This window comes from Arthrobacter sp. HMWF013 (genome assembly GCF_003061105.1).
In the GTDB taxonomy this organism is placed as follows: Bacteria; Actinomycetota; Actinomycetes; order Actinomycetales; family Micrococcaceae; genus Arthrobacter.
In genome coordinates this window covers 19,936-37,726 of sequence record NZ_QAIQ01000122.1, presented here as the reverse complement: position 1 = coordinate 37,726, position 17,791 = coordinate 19,936, and the positions used below count along the sequence as shown (strand labels likewise).

At 58.5% G+C, this 17,791-nt stretch carries 14 protein-coding genes; 9 read left to right on the top strand and 5 right to left on the bottom strand.

Annotation, left to right across the window (positions count from 1 at the left end; translation table 11 throughout):
- Positions 1-43: 43 nt before the first annotated feature.
- The 3 genes from lysA to DBR22_RS05695 form a co-directional block, all read right to left on the bottom strand.
- The gene (lysA, locus tag DBR22_RS05705; protein ID WP_108598198.1) at positions 44-1,480 is read right to left on the bottom strand and encodes a diaminopimelate decarboxylase; all 1,437 of its coding nucleotides are present in this window, start codon (positions 1,478-1,480) and stop codon (positions 44-46) included.
- A gap of 514 nt (positions 1,481-1,994) precedes the next feature.
- Positions 1,995-2,903: a MurR/RpiR family transcriptional regulator gene (locus DBR22_RS05700; protein WP_108598186.1), complete on the bottom strand. Its 909-nt coding sequence runs from the start codon at positions 2,901-2,903 to the stop codon at positions 1,995-1,997.
- 315 nt (positions 2,904-3,218) lie between these two features.
- Positions 3,219-4,448, bottom strand: coding sequence for an NAD(P)/FAD-dependent oxidoreductase (locus tag DBR22_RS05695; RefSeq protein ID WP_108598185.1), 1,230 nt, complete (start codon positions 4,446-4,448; stop codon positions 3,219-3,221).
- Positions 4,449-4,689: 241 nt separating this feature from the next.
- On the opposite strand from DBR22_RS05695, the gene DBR22_RS05690 reads away from it, so the two are divergent.
- The 8 genes from DBR22_RS05690 (at position 4,690) to DBR22_RS05655 (ending at position 13,160) form a co-directional block, all read left to right on the top strand.
- Positions 4,690-5,544: a helix-turn-helix transcriptional regulator gene (locus DBR22_RS05690; protein WP_181365045.1), complete on the top strand. Its 855-nt coding sequence runs from the start codon at positions 4,690-4,692 to the stop codon at positions 5,542-5,544.
- Positions 5,545-5,837: 293 nt separating this feature from the next.
- On the top strand, positions 5,838-6,797 hold the full coding sequence (locus DBR22_RS05685) for an aminopeptidase (RefSeq protein WP_181365044.1): 960 nt from the start codon (positions 5,838-5,840) through the stop codon (positions 6,795-6,797).
- Positions 6,798-7,082: 285 nt separating this feature from the next.
- Positions 7,083-8,225, top strand: coding sequence for an FAD-dependent oxidoreductase (locus tag DBR22_RS05680; protein WP_108598183.1), 1,143 nt, complete (start codon positions 7,083-7,085; stop codon positions 8,223-8,225).
- Positions 8,226-9,029: 804 nt separating this feature from the next.
- Positions 9,030-9,938 (top strand): ectoine/hydroxyectoine ABC transporter substrate-binding protein EhuB, encoded by a 909-nt coding sequence (gene ehuB, locus DBR22_RS05675; RefSeq protein ID WP_108598182.1) that lies wholly within the window; start codon positions 9,030-9,032, stop codon positions 9,936-9,938.
- A 6-nt stretch (positions 9,939-9,944) separates the two neighbouring features.
- Entirely contained in the window at positions 9,945-10,577 is a 633-nt protein-coding gene (gene ehuC / locus DBR22_RS05670; protein WP_108598181.1) for an ectoine/hydroxyectoine ABC transporter permease subunit EhuC, read from the top strand.
- 4 nt (positions 10,578-10,581) lie between these two features.
- Positions 10,582-11,238, top strand: coding sequence for an ectoine/hydroxyectoine ABC transporter permease subunit EhuD (ehuD, locus tag DBR22_RS05665; RefSeq protein WP_108598180.1), 657 nt, complete (start codon positions 10,582-10,584; stop codon positions 11,236-11,238).
- Between the two features lie 5 nt (positions 11,239-11,243).
- Entirely contained in the window at positions 11,244-12,125 is an 882-nt protein-coding gene (ehuA, locus tag DBR22_RS05660) for an ectoine/hydroxyectoine ABC transporter ATP-binding protein EhuA (RefSeq protein ID WP_108598196.1), read from the top strand.
- Positions 12,126-12,641: 516 nt separating this feature from the next.
- A complete protein-coding gene (locus DBR22_RS05655; protein WP_258229050.1) occupies positions 12,642-13,160 on the top strand; it encodes a TetR/AcrR family transcriptional regulator in 519 nt (172 codons plus the stop codon).
- A 216-nt stretch (positions 13,161-13,376) separates the two neighbouring features.
- On the opposite strand, the gene DBR22_RS05650 is transcribed toward DBR22_RS05655, so the two are convergent.
- Both DBR22_RS05650 and DBR22_RS05645 read right to left on the bottom strand, forming a co-directional pair.
- On the bottom strand, positions 13,377-14,456 hold the full coding sequence (locus DBR22_RS05650) for a ferredoxin--NADP reductase (RefSeq protein ID WP_108598178.1): 1,080 nt from the start codon (positions 14,454-14,456) through the stop codon (positions 13,377-13,379).
- Positions 14,457-14,662: 206 nt separating this feature from the next.
- Positions 14,663-15,808, bottom strand: a complete 1,146-nt coding sequence (locus DBR22_RS05645; RefSeq protein ID WP_108598177.1) for an aromatic ring-hydroxylating oxygenase subunit alpha — start codon at positions 15,806-15,808, stop codon at positions 14,663-14,665.
- Positions 15,809-16,369: 561 nt separating this feature from the next.
- Between DBR22_RS05645 and DBR22_RS05640 the strand changes: the two genes are divergently transcribed.
- Positions 16,370-17,785 (top strand): ABC transporter substrate-binding protein, encoded by a 1,416-nt coding sequence (locus DBR22_RS05640; protein WP_181365043.1) that lies wholly within the window; start codon positions 16,370-16,372, stop codon positions 17,783-17,785.
- Positions 17,786-17,791: the final 6 nt, after the last annotated feature.

The window sequence follows — 17,791 nt, the reverse complement described above, 5'->3', positions numbered from 1 at the left end:
CTTTCAGGGGAAACAAAAAGGGAAGGGGAGCTCGCGTTGGGCCTCAGCCCCAGACGTCCCTGCGGAACAGGTCGTCTTCTGTTTCACCCCGGACTATGAGGCGGGCGTGGCCGCGGGTGACGGCGACGACCGGCGGCCGAGGTGTGTAGTTGTAGTTACTGGACAACACCCAGCAATAGGCCCCGGTTCCGGGCACCGCGAGAAGATCCGCCCGCGCAAGATCTGCAGGAAGGTATGCATCCCGGACCACGATGTCACCGCTTTCGCAGTGACTTCCGACCACCCGGGTCAGCGCCGGTTCGGCGCTGGATGAACGCGAGGCGAGGGTGGCGGAGTAGTCAGCACCATACAAAACAGGACGCGGGTTATCGCTCATCCCTCCATCCACGGAAACGTAGCGACGAGGGAATGTACCGGATCCATGCTCCACGTAGTTGGTCTTGAGCGTCCCCACCTCGTAAAGGGTAAAGGTTGAGCTCCCGACGATGGCACGGCCCGGTTCGATGGAGATCCGGGGAACGTCGATGCCGAGTTGAATGCAGGAATCCGCAACTACACGGGCCATGGCCGCGGCAACATCTTTAGGGTCCTGCGGATCATCCACTTCGGTGTAGGCGATACCGTACCCGCCACCAAGGTCCAGTTCCTTCAGGGACACCCCATGAACCTTGCGCATCTCCGCGATGAAGGCCAGAAGCCGCTGGGCGGCAAGGGCGAAGCCATCCGGGGAGAAGATCTGAGACCCGATGTGGCTGTGAACGCCAAGGAGTTCGACCCCCGCGTCCTGAAGGGCAAAAGCCACGGCTGTTGCGGCGGCAGATTCCCGTCCTTGAACAGAAGCCAGGGACAGTCCAAATTTCTGGTCCTCGTGGGCCGTGGCAATGAACTCGTGGGTCTCGGCATGAACGCCAGGAGTGAGCCGTAACAGTACCGGTGCCCTGATGCCGCGCTCCCGCGCGAGCTCACCGAGGCGCTTTAGCTCCTGAAGGCTGTCAACAACGATCCTGCCAACACCCATGTCCAGCGCGCGCACCAACTCGGCATCCGACTTATTGTTTCCATGAAGGCCCAACTTGGAACCTTCGATTCCCGCCCGCGCTGCGAGGGCCAATTCGCCGCCCGAGCAGGTGTCCAAGCGCAAACCTTCCTCGATAGCCCATTTGGCCACTTCGATGCAGAGAAATGACTTCCCCGCATAGTAGACATCAACACCTCCACAGAGCGGCGCGAATGCATCATTGAAGGCTGTCAGGAAGGCCCGTGCGCGTGCCCGGAAGTCATCTTCGGACACGATGTAGGCGGGAGTACCAAATTCCCTAGCTAGCTCCGCGACCCCGATGCCGCTGACGGCAAGTTCTCCCGCTGCCGACCGCGTAACTCCACTCGCCCAAATCTTGGCGGGCAGATGATTCACGTCAGAAGGGACGGACAGCCACAATGGTGCCAGGGGAGAACCTGCCCGCGTCAGCGCTTCTTCAATCGTCAAAGTTATGCCTCGTTCTTGTCGCTAGCGTCCATCGGAATCTGGGAGGTTAGCGTGTTCCTAGTCCGGTGCCGGCCTTGAAAAGGGGGGACAGGACCTGCTCCAACGCTGACGGCGTAATTCCGTTTCATTCCCAAGCGGGGAGAACACTCCCCACCCATCAAAGTATAACGTCATTCAAGCTGTGCATTCAATGTAAAAACTGAATGAGAATGATCAAGGATGCCTGCGTAAGATTAGGTTCGAAAACGAGGCGCCAAGAGCCGCAGAGGCGCGACGCACGGAAGGAATGATGGCTACCTATGGCAGCCTGATTTCCGGTCGTGGGACCTGCCCAGAATCATTGCGCTAGCGGAGGTGGCCTTTCTCTGTGGAGACCGGCTCACTGCCGTGTGGACAGCAACTAGCCGAACCACAATCAGACCGAGGCGCTGGAACGTCCATGCGGTTCACCGCGTGCCTGATTAGGACTGAGATTGGGGAGCATTCGCTCCTGGCCCCGGTGAAATTCCTAGGCCCCGATCGCCTTATCCGCGATCTCGCGGTGATGCTCCCAGTGGGGGACCAGGGTGTCCACGAAGGACGCGTAGCGTTCGAATCTGGCTCGTGATGAGTCCGCCGTCATCTCGACCACTCTTGCAGTCAAAGCCTCCACTAACGCCAGGCTGGACACATAGGACTCAAAAGGCCTTGGGGTCCCGACCACCGCTGGCAGAACGGCACTGGCAACGTCCGACAAGGGGGATAGCCACTGGTCCGTAAATAGAACGAGTTTCCCGCCCTGCTGGACCAGGGCTCGGCCCAGCTTTTCGGTGTCGGCCTCGTAGCGGCGGAAGTCGAAGGCCACTACGGTGGTGCGTTTGTCTGCATCACACAATGCGGCCACACGCCGGGAAGGCGCGTCGTCGACGAACTCCACCCCCGGGCGTAACTCCCGGAGCATTGCGGCCAGATGCCGGGCCAGAGAAGAAGTGAACCACCCGCCATAGACGAGGATTTTTCGTCGTGGGTCTGCCAGTAGATCCGCGGCGGCCTTAATGTCATTTTCGGACAGCCGGCTCATCGTCTCTGATATAGCAGCACATAGAATATCCGAGAGGTCACTCAAAGGGTTGTCTGCAAGGCTGTGGCTCTCGGGGTATTGCTCGACAGGAGACGTCACCCGCGCCACAACCTCTGTCTTCACCGCATCCTGGAATTCTGCATACGTCGCGAACCCCAGATGGTTCACAAAGCGGATTACTGTGGGTCCGCTCACCTGAGCGTGACCGGCGAGCTTCGTCGAAGATTCGAGGCCTAACGTGGCTGCACCGCCTAGGAGGGCCCGAGCGACCTTGCGCTCTGCAGAGGTCATCTCAGACAGTCGACGCCGAATGTTTTCAAACACCGGCACTTCCTTCATCGCCTGCTGATCTGACATGCTCGTCTCCTAAATGTCTTCATTCACGCAGGAGCTTTATCGCCAGCGCTGAATGACGACGCGTCTGACCAAATCATACAACCCATAAGAAAAACCCTTGCGCAGCCTGCCACTTTTGGCCAGGCCGCGGTGGCAGGCTGCGAGGAGGATTCCAGCGGCCGTACCCGGATCGCGCCTTAGCGCGAGAGTGGAGTGGACAAACGGTAACTAGAAAGTATCGCTCTGACACTTCCACAATCAAGAAAACGGAGGCCGCGGTAAACTCTTCCCACCGTGCCGGCGCCTTGCCTCGGCCTCGACGCCGGCACGGTGCTCCTAGTGGTGGTGAGCGGGAATCGCCTCAAATATGGATTCCTCAGTCGGGAATGCATCGGCCTCGAATCGGTCCGGGCGGTACGCCGAGGAGTCAATCCAGTCGCTGGAGCCGTTAATCACCATTTCCGCAAGTAGGCGTCCAAGCCCCGGTCCGTGGGTTACTCCAGCCTCGTTGTCGCCGGCGAGTACATGCAGTCCTTCAACTCCAGGCACGGGCCCCGCTACAAAATGCCGGTCCGGGGTCATGCAAGGCATCCCTTGCAGCCACCAAGCAACGGAGGTGTCGTGGCTCGGGACGAGTTTTCGCAGCTCAGGAGTGAGGGCGACCTTCAGCCGCTCCAACAACTCTTCACGGCGAGGCTGACCCGGATCCCCGACGGAGCCGCCCAGGGAAAATAGCGGGGCGTAACCATCGCCGTTGCCGTATGTCAGTCCGCCACGGTGCTCGCGCAACCACAGCCCGGAAAGTTCCGGAACCAAAACGGTGGGCATTTCGTTGCTGACTCCTGAGGGTAGCGAGATAGCGCGGGTTGCCACGAGCGTCATCAGTGGAATATTGAACCCGACGTCAGCGAGTAGCTGGTTAGTCCAGGCACCTGCCGCCAAGACAACATGGCCAGCCTCCAGTTCTCCGGCGTCGGTGACAACGCCGGTGACCCTGCCATCAGTGACGAGGAGGCGATTGACCCGGCTCTCGGTGCGGATTTCGCCGCCTCTAGCTACGATCTCGTCGGCCAATGCACGGTTGGCCCGACCGGCACTCATTTGAAGGCCAGCGGGGTGCAGTATTCCTCCGACTACTGCTTCGGCCGCAATCACGCCATCGGTCAGAGCGCTGACCTCGTGTGGGTCCAACGTGCGAGCGTCCTTCGGGGCGCGCGGATGCTGAGCGATGGGTGCTATCCACTCCTCCCAGCCTTGATCGGAAGTTGCCACAAAGAGAGTGCCACGATGCCGATAGTCGATTGGGTAGTCCGCGGCAAGGCGCCCATAGAACTCGATGCCGTAGTGCTCCATTGCCAGGTCCGTCTCGGTGAAATGCTTGTTGAATCCCGCTGCCCAAAGGGCAACGAATCCCCCTCCAGCGCTGCTGGTTCCTGAAGCGGGGGATCCTGCGTCTAAGACAACTACATTTTTGATGCCTTGTTCGAGCAAGTGATACGCCACGGACGTGCCAGTGATGCCTGCGCCGACGACAATTACATCTGCCCGTTCTTTTCTTTCCAACATGATTCTCCTTCGCGATGGTGTACGTGCCGCGACTGCAGCGCTCGAAATCTTTCGGTCGTCGTGGTGGCGACTGATGGAGCACCGATGTCGGAGTACATACGAAGTTTGCTCATCCCCTAGATCTTCCGCTCCGGCTCGGCATCAACCGATCCGCGATCAAAATATAAGGAGGCGGAGCACCCAGATAGCTTGGCCGTTGTGCCCCGAGTTAACATTGTCTGGGAAGTGGGTATTGGAAGCTATGACAAGAATTATCGAGAAAATATCTGTTATTGATCTCAAAGTGATTGGATCGATCGCAACCGCCCCCGCTACCGCCTATGAGCGGCCAAACACAGAGCAGCGGTGGGAAATTGCCTGGATCCGAAATGGTCATGCAGCTGTTACGAGCAACGGTGATACACATTCCTTGCCTCCGAATGCTGTCATAGTGACGAAGCCAGGCCTGCAGGCGGCCTACTCGTGGGACTCCCGCAACATAACCAGAGTCGGCTATGTACTTTTCACCTCTGAGTCGCTCATCGAACACGACTGGCCCCTAGTTCGCCATCTGGCAGCCGATGATGTGGTCCTTGCATTGTTGAATCATTTGCTGTGGCTCGACGCAACCAGGACGCCCGGTTGGCGCGACCAGGCGCGGGATGCGTTGGGCTACGCCCTGACCGCTTATCTTTCCGGCGCCTCTGGCACTAGCAGCCTCAGCGATCGGCCCCTGCCGCCTCCGATTGAGAGGTCAATGGCGCTGGTCCGTGTCCGATGGGCTCAAGGCGGACCGCTGCGGACCCCGTCACTCGATGAACTCGCGGGGGCGGCAGCAGTTACCCGTGAACACCTGTGTCGTGTTTACACGAAGGAAATCGGCTACGGCCCCATTGAGGCGCTTCGCCTACTGCGCCTAAGATATTCCGCCGCTTTACTTGAACGCACCGATCTGAGCGTGGGGAAGATATCGGCCCTGGGTGGCTTCACCAGCCAGTTCCACTTCTCTCGCGTTTTCAAAGATACTTTCGGCATTTCCCCCAGTCGATACAGGAACAGCGACCTACCCCGCGCACCGCTCCCAGATCAGGTCCAACGTCTCGGCATGTACGTGTAGTTGCACTTTCACTGTCAGAGGCCACCCTTAGAGCCACATTGAGGGGAGGCCGTGCTGCCCTTCGCGCACCTTTACGCCGGCCAGAGCACCACGAACGGGACATCTGACATGGCTCTCCTGGGTACAAACCCTGATGAATGATTTCATTCTGAGCCCCCCCTTGACCGCATACCCTGAAGAATGTTGTACTGGCTCGAGAACGATATCGACCCACACCCAAAAGAGCAGCTCAAGGCATGTGGGCATGGAGGGCCGGTTCACAACGTGGAGTCCGACCCGATGAAAGGACCATCATGGTACTGACCGTGGAACAGGGAGCGGACAAGGTAACCCAGTGCGCCACAATCCAGAAGGGCGAAAGGGTCCTGGTGCTTTGTGATGAGTTCGGAGACCCCGCGTTGTCGGCCGCGGTAGCCGCCTCCGCCCGTCGGCGTGGCGCCGACGTGAAGGAACTAACGGTGGCGCAAACGGTTCTTTCGCCGGTTGCAGACGCGAGTGAATTCCCGCCCGGGGCAGTCGACGCCGATGTCCTGATTGGGGCGACGAGTCTGAGCATTTGGCACAGCGCCCTGGGGCGCGCAGCGGCAGCAGCGGGAGGTCGGGTGCTGGCAATGACGGGATGTGACGTCGGGACCCTGATTGCTGGAGGCATAGAAGCTGATTTTGATGCTGCTGGGGGCCCTTGTGTGGCCCTCACGACCCTCTTGACGGACGCCCGGCGAATCCGTGTTACGACCGTTGCAGGCACTGACCTGACCGCTAGCCTCGTGGGGCGGGTGGGCGGCAATTGCACTGGGAAAGTAGAGAAACCCGGCGATCGGGACGCGTGTCCGGACATGGAAGCCTTCATTGCCCCCCTGGAGGAAAGCGTGAACGGCCGGATCGTCATAGACGGAAGCACAACTTCCTTTGGCCTGGTAGACGAGCCGCTGGAGATATTCGTCGAGAACGGAAGGCTTAAGGAAATTCGAGGAGGCGAGCAGGCAAGGTCGATGACCGAGCTGCTGGCCAAGCACGGAGATTCCGCCCATGTCTTTGCCGAGTTTGGGTTCGGGATGAATCCGAGTGCCAGGGTCATAGGAAACATCGTCGAAGATGAAGCAACCCTTGGAACCGGTCACGTGGCGTTCGGCAACAATGACAGCTTTGGTGGTGCCAACTCGTCAACCATTCACCAAGACATGGTCTATTGGCGCCCCACAATAGAGCTCGACGGAACAACCGTGATGCAGGACGGGAAACTGCTCCTCTGACCTCAACCGAACGGGTGGGTCAGAAGGCACCGGGCCCCTCACGGTGAGCCCCCGAGGCGGCTTGAGGCTACTACTCATACCCAGTCCGCACTGAACCCCGAAGGGCAGAGGCGAGAGTCGGAAGTCTTCAGCTCCATAGCGGCGCGGGAATTCCCCGCACTTTCCAGGCGTGCGGATCTGGCCTGGTCCCAGATGGCAGTCAGTCTTCGCCGCCAACAAGTGCCTTTGCTGTCAGCAGGTGCAGCGAGGCAGAAATTCAAATGCACACTTTGAACTGGAGAAGTTATGGCAACCACTCTTGACACCGTCGTAATCGGCGGCGGTGCGATGGGCTCAGCGACCGCATGGGCCCTGTCACGCCAGGGGCGTCAAGTAACACTCCTGGAACAGTTCGGTCCAGGACACAAGATCGGAGCGTCACACGGCACCACCCGCAACTTGAACCTCGGCTACAGTCGCCCGGAGTACGTGGCCATGCTGGGGGAAACCCTGAAATTGTGGGCTGAGCTGGAGCAAGAAAGCGGCGATAAGATCCTGGACCGGACAGGGATGGCCAATCATGGCCCGGATCCGCGTTTTCCCGATATCGCCGCAGCCCTATCCCAGGCAGGCATCAGGGCCAAATTCCTCAGTCCCGACGAGGCCAAGGAGCGGTGGCGCGGCATTCGGTTCGATGAGAAGGTTCTCTACATGCCCGACGGCGGCCAGCTCAACCCGGAAAAGGCATTGCCGGCATTTCAGCGTCTGGCCATCGCCAACGGCTCGGAGGTCCGGCACCACACCAAGGTTGTTGACCTGCAAATAAATGAAGGCAGCGTACGTCTCACCCTCGAGTCCCCATCTGGGTCGGAAGTGGTAACGGCAAATCAGGCAGTCGTTACTGCCGGCGCTTGGACTGAGAAGGTTCTGGGTGGGGCACTTGCTCGAACAGGAGCACGGCTTCCTGAGCTTCGAGTCACGCAGGAGCAGCCCGCACACTTCCGCGTGGTTGATGAGGGAGCGACTTGGCCAGGATTTAATCACCATCGCGGCTTCGGCGACGAGTACAAATACTGGTACACGCCCATCTATGGCATGCAAACGCCAGGGGAAGGAATCAAGGCCGGCTGGCACGGCGTGGGACCAGTGGTGGACCCAGACCGCCGGTCCTTCCTTCCCGAACCAGTCCAGCTCGCTGCGCTACAGGAGTATGCGCGGAATTGGCTACCCGGAGTCGACGCCGATTCCTTGGAAGCTGTTAGCTGCACATATACCAGCACGCGTACCGAAGACTACATTCTGGATCGGGTCGGCCCTGTGATTATTGGTGCCGGCTTCTCCGGGACTGGATTCAAGTTCGTTCCCGTCATCGGCCGAATCCTTGCCGACCTCGCCACCGGAAAGCAAGCCGCACCCGAGGTCTTCCGTCTGGCAAGGTTGACTGTTTGATATCTAAGCTGCCGGCGGTCCCTCTTGGTTTTACGACCCCTCGTGGTTCGTGGGAATGTCTATTAATTCAAACCCCAGACAGGACCACGACCAATACCTGAACCTCCAGGGACGGCCTGACGCGGCCACCAGGTTCTTCACCGTGCCCGACAATCGTGGCATTTCCGCACCCGTCATCCGACGGCGATCGCAGGTCCTTGTTGAGAGCCAGCCGGCTGCCCGGTTCGGAGTCGCAAACGGATGAAGTAATGCCGTTTCCAGCTGAACCGGCACATTCCCGCTGTCTGTGGGCGGAAGTCCTCCGCGAGCAGCGGTCCCGCTCAATGCGTTTCTTCTGGAATGCGATTCGGGCTCCTCGCCGACTCCAGCATGAGCTGTGGATGACCGCCATTGTGGACCTTGACCCAGGCAGGTCCTGGAGATGGCGGGCGGGCGAGTCCACAATGGATATCGGGCACTCTTCGCCCGACCATGTGTTGGGGACTGGGGCGTGCAGGTCGCCCGAGCGACTTGTCGGCAGCGTTCCAGAAGGGCCCGGTCGTGGCGGCCGTGAGGGGGCCCTCATGACCGGTCCCGCCGGGTGAACTACTCGTTCAACCCTAAATCTGCCCGCGCGCACTGGTTATTTGATAGGCAGGATCGCCACAAGCAGGCCGAGCTGCGTTGTCATCAAAGCCTCCGCTGAGTGAATCGTGTAATACATGAGGCCGATATTGACGAGCAAAATGAATGATGTTGTACTTGTCGTTATAGCCCGGTGCCACCCAGGGGCCGGAAACAAGTCAAGCGGTTTCAGGAGTCAACATGGACAAATTTTCACGTCGAGAACTGCTGGTCGGCGGCTCACGTTTGGGTCTCCTAGCCGGCGCTACCCTTGCGGTTCCGGGCTTCCTGACAGCCTGTGGCGGTCAGTCCAGCACATCCTCCACCGGAGGTAAGCTGGCAGAGCTGCAGGCCAAGAAGAGCGTTCGCATCGGAGTCGCGAACGAAAATCCTTACGGGTTCGTCAACTCCAACGGGGAGGTCAAAGGTTTCATCGTCGAAACCCTGGCAGCCGTGCTTGCACCCCTCGGAATAACAACACTGGATCCCGTCGTCGTGCCCTTTGATGCACTGATTCCCGGTGCGGCATCCGGTCGATTCGACCTCATTGCAGGTGGCACTTACATCCGTCCGGAACGCTGCCAGGCCGTCTCCTTCACTAACCCGGTCTACCGCTCCGGAGGCGCCTTCCTGAAGCGGGCAGGTGAGGACGTTCCTGTCCACAGCCTGCTTGACGTGGCAGCCAATCCTTCAGTACGGATTGGAACGCAAACCGGGACCAGCCAAGTGGCCGAAATCGAGGACGCAAAGATCCCTTCAGGGCAAGTGGTCAAGTTCGGGGCAGACAACGAATCCGTAGCTGCCCTTAAAGCCGGCCGTGTGGATGTCATCTACTACCCCAGCCTTCAGGCCGCAACTCTCGTATCCACTAACCAGGGCGCCATCGAACGCGTTACGCCCTACACTCAGATCATGAAGGACGGCAAGCCCGTCTTCAACTACGGGGCACTGGCGGCACGACTAGACGACACGGACATCATCGATGCCCTGAACAACGGGCTGAAGACCATCCGTGAGGACGGCACGCTGAAGAAGATCTTCGCCACCTACGGACTCACTGAAGATGAAATCCCCGAAGCATCCGTTACAGCTGCAGACCTTTGCAAATGATCGCCCATGAACTTCCTTCCACCCCTGATTCAGGGCCTCTATAACTCGCTTCTGGTAACCCTCGGAGCAAGTGCGGTCGCCCTCGCGCTCTCCTTCGTTGCCGGTTTGGCGTTGATCACACCATGGCGTGTGCTCCGGGTACCCGCCCGCATCTATGTCGAAATCTTCCGTGGCACATCCGCACTGGTCCAGATTTTCTACTTCTTCTACGTCCTTCCTTTGATCGGCATCGAACTCACCCCCATGACGGCGGGAATCATGGCCTTGGGCATGTGCTTTTCCGCCTACGGGGCCGAGGTCGTCAGGTCATCCATCCAGGCAGTAGACAAAGGCCAATGGGAAGCGTCCCACGCCCTCTCATTCAGTTGGGGCATGGCAGTCCGCCGAGTCATCATTCCTCAGGCACTGCGGCGCATGCTGCCGCCGTTCGGAAATTTGCTCGTAGAACTCCTGAAGGCAACCTCCCTCGTGTCCCTTATTGGAATCACGGAACTCGCTTTCACCGGCAGCTCCCTGGTTCGCTCGACCGGAGAAAACGTGCTTGTTTATTTGCTGGTGATGGCCGTCTACTTCGCTGCCGCATACCCACTGAGCCTGCTGGTCCGGCATTTCGAGCGACGAATGACAAAGGCGTGGTGAACTGATGAAATTCAACCTCGAATTTGCCCTCTCCATCCTGCCCGAGTTGCTGCAGGGAGCAATCCTCACCCTTGCCGCGACGTTGGGGGGCATGGCCCTGGCACTGGTCGGTGGCTTAATCCTCAGCGTCCTCCAACAGGCTCGCTTGTGGCCCGTGCGTTTCCTCGCCAACGGATACATCGCAGTGGTTCGCAGTACACCATTGCTCATACAACTGTTCTTCCTGTTCTATATCTTGCCCGAATTCGGCGTAACGGCCCCGGCTTTCTGGACGGGCGTCCTGGGGCTCGGGCTCCACTACAGCGCCTACACCGCAGAGGTTTACAGGGCCGGTCTGGAAAACGTACCCCGCGGTCAGTGGGAAGCCGCCACCGCGCTCCACTTGTCCATTAGGGATACCTGGACCAAAGTCGTCATGCCTCAGGCGATCCCTCCAATGGTGCCGATGCTCGGAAACTACCTGATAGCAATGTTCAAAGACACTCCCATTCTGGCCACCATTACTGTTATCGAACTTTTCGGTGCCGCAAACCAGGTAGCGGGTATTACGTACCGGTATTTCGAGCCCTACACGCTGGTTGGACTGATTTTCCTCGCGTTGAGCATCCCCTCCGTCCTTCTTATCAACCGTGCTGATCGTCGCTTCAGCCTCGTTAGGTGATTTCCATGAACAACAACAGCCCTAATCCGACTCCGGCGGCCATATTCCGGGACGTTCAGAAGTCTTTTGGTGAGAACAAGGTCCTCAAGGGTCTCGACCTCACGATTGCGGACGGTGAGAAGGTTGCCATCATCGGCCCCAGCGGGTCAGGAAAAACCACTGTGCTGCGGCTGCTCATGGGGCTGGAGAAACTGTCAGGCGGCCATATAGAAGTATTCGGTAAGGACTACGTTGCCGGAGCCAAGGCGAGCCGTGACGTAGCAGATCGCATCGGAATGGTCTTCCAGCATTTCAACCTGTTTCCACACATGACGGTCCTCCGCAACATCACAGAGGCTCCAGTACGTGTCAGAGGCGTCAAACCAGCAGAAGCAAAAAAACGGGCAATGAACCTGCTGGACCAAGTAGGCCTGTCGGAGAAAGCGGACTTCTATCCGAGGCAACTATCCGGTGGTCAACAGCAACGAGTTGCAATCGCTCGAGCCTTGGCCATGCAGCCAGACATCATGCTCTTCGACGAGCCCACCTCAGCACTCGACCCAGAACTCGTGGGCGACGTTTTGAAAGTCATGCGCGATCTGGCCGAATCGTCAAACATGACGATGCTGTTCGTGACTCACGAAATGACCTTCGCGCGCCACGTAGCGGACCGTGTCATCTTCATGGATCAAGGCATTGTTGTGGAATCCGGACACCCGGACGAGCTTTTCCAAGCGCCACACGAGCAACGGACGCGGAATTTCCTCCGCTCAGTCCTGGACCCCATGGGCTGGGCAGAGGGGCCCAAGGACGCTGTCCTCCCCGTCGCCCCCGTCGATGCGATTGGGCCATCGATTGCACCATTCATTCAGGACGCCGTCAACGAAAGGAACAGAGCGGCTAACTGAAGGTGTCAGTGGCCCCACCGTAAATCTTTTGTTCTGCTCCTGGGTACGAGCTACGACACATCGCGGTGGTAGCCGACGACCAGCTGCTCCACCCTCTTGCTTGAGCTTGCAGTGACTTGCACACGCCCTGTCCGCGGCCGAACCGTGCCCATTCAATATGAACAGGTGCTCCAGAAAGCGTGACGGCTGGACTATCACGCTGCTGCACTGCACAGCCCCTCCCATGCAGCAATGCGACGATATCTCGCGCGGCCCGTGCCCGATGGAAACGAGCGGCGAGCCAATTGAATCAAACATCCACCATCCCTGGCCTCAATCCTCAGTCACACAAGATGGAGCTTATGCTGGGATGCGGACGCCGCCGAGCCGAATCCGCTCTCTACGTACGACGTGGACGTTCGCCCGGCCAAAACGTTCTCGCAACGGCTGCGATAACGTGATAGCCAACCAATCGATAACGAGGAGCCACTGATGGGACGAGTCGCGGGACGATCTCCCGAGCAGACTCGGAGAATATTGCTGGACGCCGCTTGGCGCACAATTCGCGTGCGCGGGATGTCGGCAAGCCTAGACGATGTCGCTGCGGAGGCCGGCGTCACTAAAGGGGGACTCATCTACCACTACTCGACCCGAGAGAAGCTCCTGCTCTCCCTTGTCGAGGACTCACTCGAGAATTTTCGCTCCATCGTTTTGGAGCTTATCGACCCAGAAGACAAGCAAATCGGTCGGCTTGCACGGAGCTACATTCGAGCTTGTTTTGTGGACCGCCACGATCAGACATCAGCTCACGATCGTACGGTCGTTATCGCTCAACTGATGAGCATCCCAACTATCGAGGCTGCTGCCCGACACGATGCCGCACGATGGGCCACCGACTTAGGCGAGGACGGTCTTCCCTCCGAGCTACTGCAGGTTGTCACCTCGGCCGCCGATGGTGCAAGTGCAGCCCCCATGTGGGGCGCTATCCGAGACGAAGAGAGCCGTGGCCGGCTGAGGGACCTACTCATCAGCCTGACCTACCGACCGCATCTTTGATTGCAGACGCGGAACCTGAATTATGGACGTACTACGCCTGCCCTGCGCATTTGCAGACTACACGGAAGAACGGGATTTTCGGTTCCCGGTTTCTGCTCCTACCCAAATGGAACCTGGGGCCGGTTGAGGGGCCTGCGACCGCCGAAAAATACATGGGTACCCGTTTGACCCATGTCCGTCCGCTCACAGGCAGCCCTATTGAATGCCCGCGACAAATTAGGAATACGTAGCACGGACCCGATCGGTGGTCGGAAGCGACTGGCAGCCAAGACGAAGACCGTCGGCCAGTTCATCCTCCTCCAAAACATCGTTCCGGATCATCGCTACCTCGCCCTCAAGCACTCGGACGGCACACGCGCCGCACTCGCCCTCCCGGCAGGAGTACGGAGCCTTCACACCTTTGCTCTCCAGGAATTGGAGCAACGTGCACTCGGGGGTCCAATCGGGGAAGTTGTGCACTTCACCGTTGAGTTCAATTTCGAGTTCGGCCAGCGGCCGCCGCAGGTCCGTCTCACTGCCCTCGCTAAGCCCATCTCCAGCCGCGACGCCCGTCTCCGGGCTTTCGGGGGTAGCTGCGAATGGGTTTCCGCGGAGAGATACGAACTTTTCTTGGCGGAAGCGGTCCCTGGGAAAACCAAGATCCTCAAGCGCCGCCACGGTCACTTTCATGAATTCTTCCGGTCCGCAAACGAAAGTGTCGGAAGCGAAGTACTGGCCCGCGAAAGCGGCTAGTTTCTCTTGGGTGGGACGCCCTTGAACTGCCGTAAGCCAATGCAGGACTTGCAAGCGGTCGGGGTATTGAGCGATCAAATTTTCCCACTCATCGGCGAAGATAATCGACCGCTCGTCACGGTTAACGCAGAAGACGACGACTTGAGCCGTTCCAGCGGCAAGGGCGTGACGTGCGATGGACATAATCGGAGTCACCCCGCTGCCCGCCGCGAACAGAAGTAGATCAACCTCCAGTGAGGCCGGGGTGAATATGCCGTTGGGTGGGAGCACCTGCAAGGTGTGCCCCGGGCGAAGTCGGTCGCAGATCCAGTTGGAGGCGTACCCCTGTTCGGTGCGCTTCACGGTAAACGTCAGCCGGGTATCGTCGAGTGGACTACCAGAGAGTGAGTAGCAGCGCGCCACAATCCCCTCAGATTCGCCCGGCACGGCCACGGTCAGGAACTGGCCCGGCCGGAACGAAAACGTCTGGCGCACCTCCAACGGAACCTCAAGCACGACGGAGCAGACGTCTGTTGTCTCGCGGATGACGTCCAGAACCTTGAGCTGATATGACTCAACTGCCATTTATGGCTCCGACCGTGCGGGAACCGCTCAATGCTTCGTCGCACAGCCGGCTGACGAGTCGGTGAGCGTAGCTGGAAACTCGGCTGCCCGACGGCCTCTTAAGCAATTTGATCTCCTTCAGATGCTGATGCGAGGTGAAGCTGGGCGCGGTGTGGACGGCTTCAGCGGATGGAAGTGGGGTTTAATCAACGACGCCTGCCCAGAGCTTAGGAAGGGGCATCCATCATCAGAAGATACTGAGATAGTGCCGATTTGATGGCTGGCTCCTTTGCGGCACTGAGGGGTCCAGGTGTCCAGTGTCGGGACTTCACACCGCGGAACGCTTCGGTGAGGAGCGCAATGTCTTGTTCGTTTGTCACTTTCCACATTGAAGTCAGGTCGTCCACGTTGTAATCGGTGCCTTCAACGGCGTCTTCATGGACGAACCAGCGTGTAACCCACTGCACGTGACCAGGCTCCACAGGACGAATGCTGTGGATTACGGCATGGTCTACGTGAAAGAAGGCGCGGGTAAAAAACGGCTGGATCCCGAAACCAGCACCGAACGCATCAGGGATTTCAGCGCCATTTTCCAGCGTCCCGAGCAGTGGGCGGGACATAACTTCGCCATTAGGCGACAACGTTTTCATTCCGGTCTTGAGCGGAAGTCCGCCGCCATAAACCTCCACGGCCGGCCGGATGGAGCTTTCGACAGTCGCGTCAAGGTCCATGGGCTCACAGAGCTCGGGATGGTTCCCCGTGCAGTGGTAACACTCCAGGAAGTTCTCAATGAGCGACTTCCAGTTCGCATCGACTTCATACGTGAGCTCGTACGCCTTCTTCATGCGAGCGGGCTCAAGCGGAAGGACATCGCGCGCAATGTCGTCCAGTACCGGCGAAATCGGTTCCTTGGGTTCTTTTGACAGGCAAACAAAGATCATCCCCTGCCAGACGTCAACTTGGACAGGGAAAAGGCCGAACTCGCTGTACTCGATCGGGCCGCCGACGCTTACATCATCGATAGTGGGCGCCTTGAGCAAACGACCATCAAGCCCGAAGCTCCAGTTGTGATACGGGCACACGAACCGCCGCGCATTTCCACTTGCGTTGCTGCACACAGAATGTCCTCGGTGGCGACAAGCCGTAAGCATGGCGTTTACTGCCAAATTCTGGTCCCGGGTGATCATCACACTTTCACCGACCAGCTGTACGGTCACGTAGTCGCCCTTACGGGGAATCTCCGACTCGTGTGCGACATAGTGCCACTGCTGCGTGAAGATCTGATCGATTTCACGGTCAAAGATCTCCTGGGAGAGGTAGTACTCCCGAGGCAGGGTAGTGAAATATTCTTCGTGCTCTATGACGCTGGTCACTGTGTCAGTCTCCCTTGCTTCAAAATTTTCGTTACTACACTGCTCGATTCACCCGGCAGCTGCGTGAAACTAACCATCGCATACAGTTTCCAGACCAGTCAACGGTTTTCTGTACGAAGTCCTTCGCAGGATGCTATTGCCAGCAATCCTGAATGGCTTCATACTGGTTTGAGACGTGGTTCCGGTCACAACCCGGGTCGGTCCATGAAGCAGCTTTTAGCAATTGCAAGGATCCGCACCAAGGCGTCGCACGATCAGGAGCCGAGCTCCGATGCATCGGGCACCTTGTCACTTGCCCTTCCCCGCAGACAACAGATCAGGACGTATTCGATGACTGCTAATGAGAACTCTGGCCGTAACCAGGAGAAAAATGGGCCATGGTCCAACCCCTACTTGACTAGACGGACTTGGCTGGCCGGCGCTGGCGGGCTCCTTGTGGCGACCTCCATAGCAGCATGTTCCGGTGGTGCTCCCTCCCCATCCGGTTTGTCTACAGGCGGTAAACCCGTGCGGGGCGGGAACTTCCGGCTTGGGGTCACCGGCGGAGGATCCAAGGACATCATGGACGGTCAAAACGCAATAACCTTGCCCGACATCTCGCGCAGGTTGACTGCCTGGGAGACCCTTCTAAACCGCGACGACAACTACCAGATACAAAACGATGGGCTGGCAGAGCGAGTCGATTCAGATTCTCCCACGCAGTACACAATCCACCTGCGGCAAGGTGTCCAGTTCCACGACGGCAAGGAGATGACAGCTGAAGACGTCATCTATTCGCTCCAGCGCGTGGGCGACAAGTCGAACGCACTCAATGCATATGTCATGACAGCTTCCATGGACATTGCCAACATCCAGCAGCTGGACAAGTACACCGTTCGATTGCCGCTCAAGACGCCTGATTCAGCTCTTCTTGAAAAGCTTGCCAATGTTGCCTTCTCTATCGTCCCCACGGGGTACAAGCCCTTTTCGGGAGACCCTTCGACTCAAATCGGGACTGGGCCCTACAAGCTCAAGAGTTTCACGCCCGGTCAGCAAAGCGTGCATGAGCGTAACCCGAATTATTGGCGGGGTGACGGATCGCCCTGGTTCGACCAGGTGACAATAAGCAACTTCGCTGATTCCACGGCCCAGGTGAATGCTCTGCTGGGCGGCCAGATCGATGCGATGACCGATGTTCCGCAGGCCCAGATTGCATCTTTGGAGTCTCGGGGCAGCCGGATTGTGTCTTCACAGAACGGATTCTGGCTTGGCCTATGTATGAATATTGACGTAGCGCCGTTCGATGATGAACGTGTTCGCCAGGCTTTCCGTTTGATTGTCGATCGGCAGGCCATGCTGGATCAGGTGGCTTCCGGCCGCGGAAAGATCGGCAACGATCTCTATTCGCTTAACGACCCTGCCTACAACGCTGATCTGCCACAGCGACAGCGTGACATTTCCCAGGCGAAAGCGCTACTTAAGGCAGCGGGGCATGAGTCACTGACCGTCGACCTTAATACAACCAACGGCGCAGCCGGTCAGGTGTCAATAGCCACGGTGTTCGCACAGCAGGCCAAGGAAGCCGGGGTGACGGTCAACGTCAAGAACCTTCCCGGTTCAACGTTTTACGGTGAGGATTTCCTTAAGTACCCGTTCTCGGTGGACTTCTGGACGCCGTTCCCCTACATGCTGCAGGTCCCTCTGAGCTCGCTACGAGATGGGCTGTACAACGAGACTCATTGGCCGCCGCGGGAAGGTGCCGGTTCGAATTTCGCTGACCTTTACAGTCAGGCACTCGCGGAGACAAATACCGAAAAGCGGATCGAAATCGAGGGTCAGATGCAGAAGGCGGAATATGAGCAGGGCGGCTACATCATCCCCTTCTTCCCCGACAAGATCGACGGACACGCCGCGAACGTGCAGGGCTTCTCGCCTAGCAAGCTGGAGTACAACCTCGGCAACTTCGGGCACGGATTCCGAAACATCTGGTTTGCCTAAGTCGAT

What these genes read in the sequence shown, in the direction of transcription:
- ehuD (WP_108598180.1), top strand. Translation starts at nt 10,582, where the DNA reads ATGAAATTCAACCTCGAATTTGCCCTCTCCATCCTGCCCGAGTTGCTG.
- ehuA (WP_108598196.1), top strand. Translation starts at nt 11,244, where the DNA reads ATGAACAACAACAGCCCTAATCCGACTCCGGCGGCCATATTCCGGGAC.
- DBR22_RS05640 (WP_181365043.1), top strand. Translation starts at nt 16,370, where the DNA reads ATGGACGGTCAAAACGCAATAACCTTGCCCGACATCTCGCGCAGGTTG.
- DBR22_RS05695 (WP_108598185.1), bottom strand. Translation starts at nt 4,448, where the DNA reads ATGTTGGAAAGAAAAGAACGGGCAGATGTAATTGTCGTCGGCGCAGGC.
- ehuB (WP_108598182.1), top strand. Translation starts at nt 9,030, where the DNA reads ATGGACAAATTTTCACGTCGAGAACTGCTGGTCGGCGGCTCACGTTTG.
- ehuC (WP_108598181.1), top strand. Translation starts at nt 9,945, where the DNA reads ATGAACTTCCTTCCACCCCTGATTCAGGGCCTCTATAACTCGCTTCTG.
- DBR22_RS05680 (WP_108598183.1), top strand. Translation starts at nt 7,083, where the DNA reads ATGGCAACCACTCTTGACACCGTCGTAATCGGCGGCGGTGCGATGGGC.
- DBR22_RS05650 (WP_108598178.1), bottom strand. Translation starts at nt 14,456, where the DNA reads ATGGCAGTTGAGTCATATCAGCTCAAGGTTCTGGACGTCATCCGCGAG.
- DBR22_RS05690 (WP_181365045.1), top strand. Translation starts at nt 4,690, where the DNA reads ATGACAAGAATTATCGAGAAAATATCTGTTATTGATCTCAAAGTGATT.
- DBR22_RS05685 (WP_181365044.1), top strand. Translation starts at nt 5,838, where the DNA reads ATGGTACTGACCGTGGAACAGGGAGCGGACAAGGTAACCCAGTGCGCC.
- DBR22_RS05700 (WP_108598186.1), bottom strand. Translation starts at nt 2,903, where the DNA reads ATGTCAGATCAGCAGGCGATGAAGGAAGTGCCGGTGTTTGAAAACATT.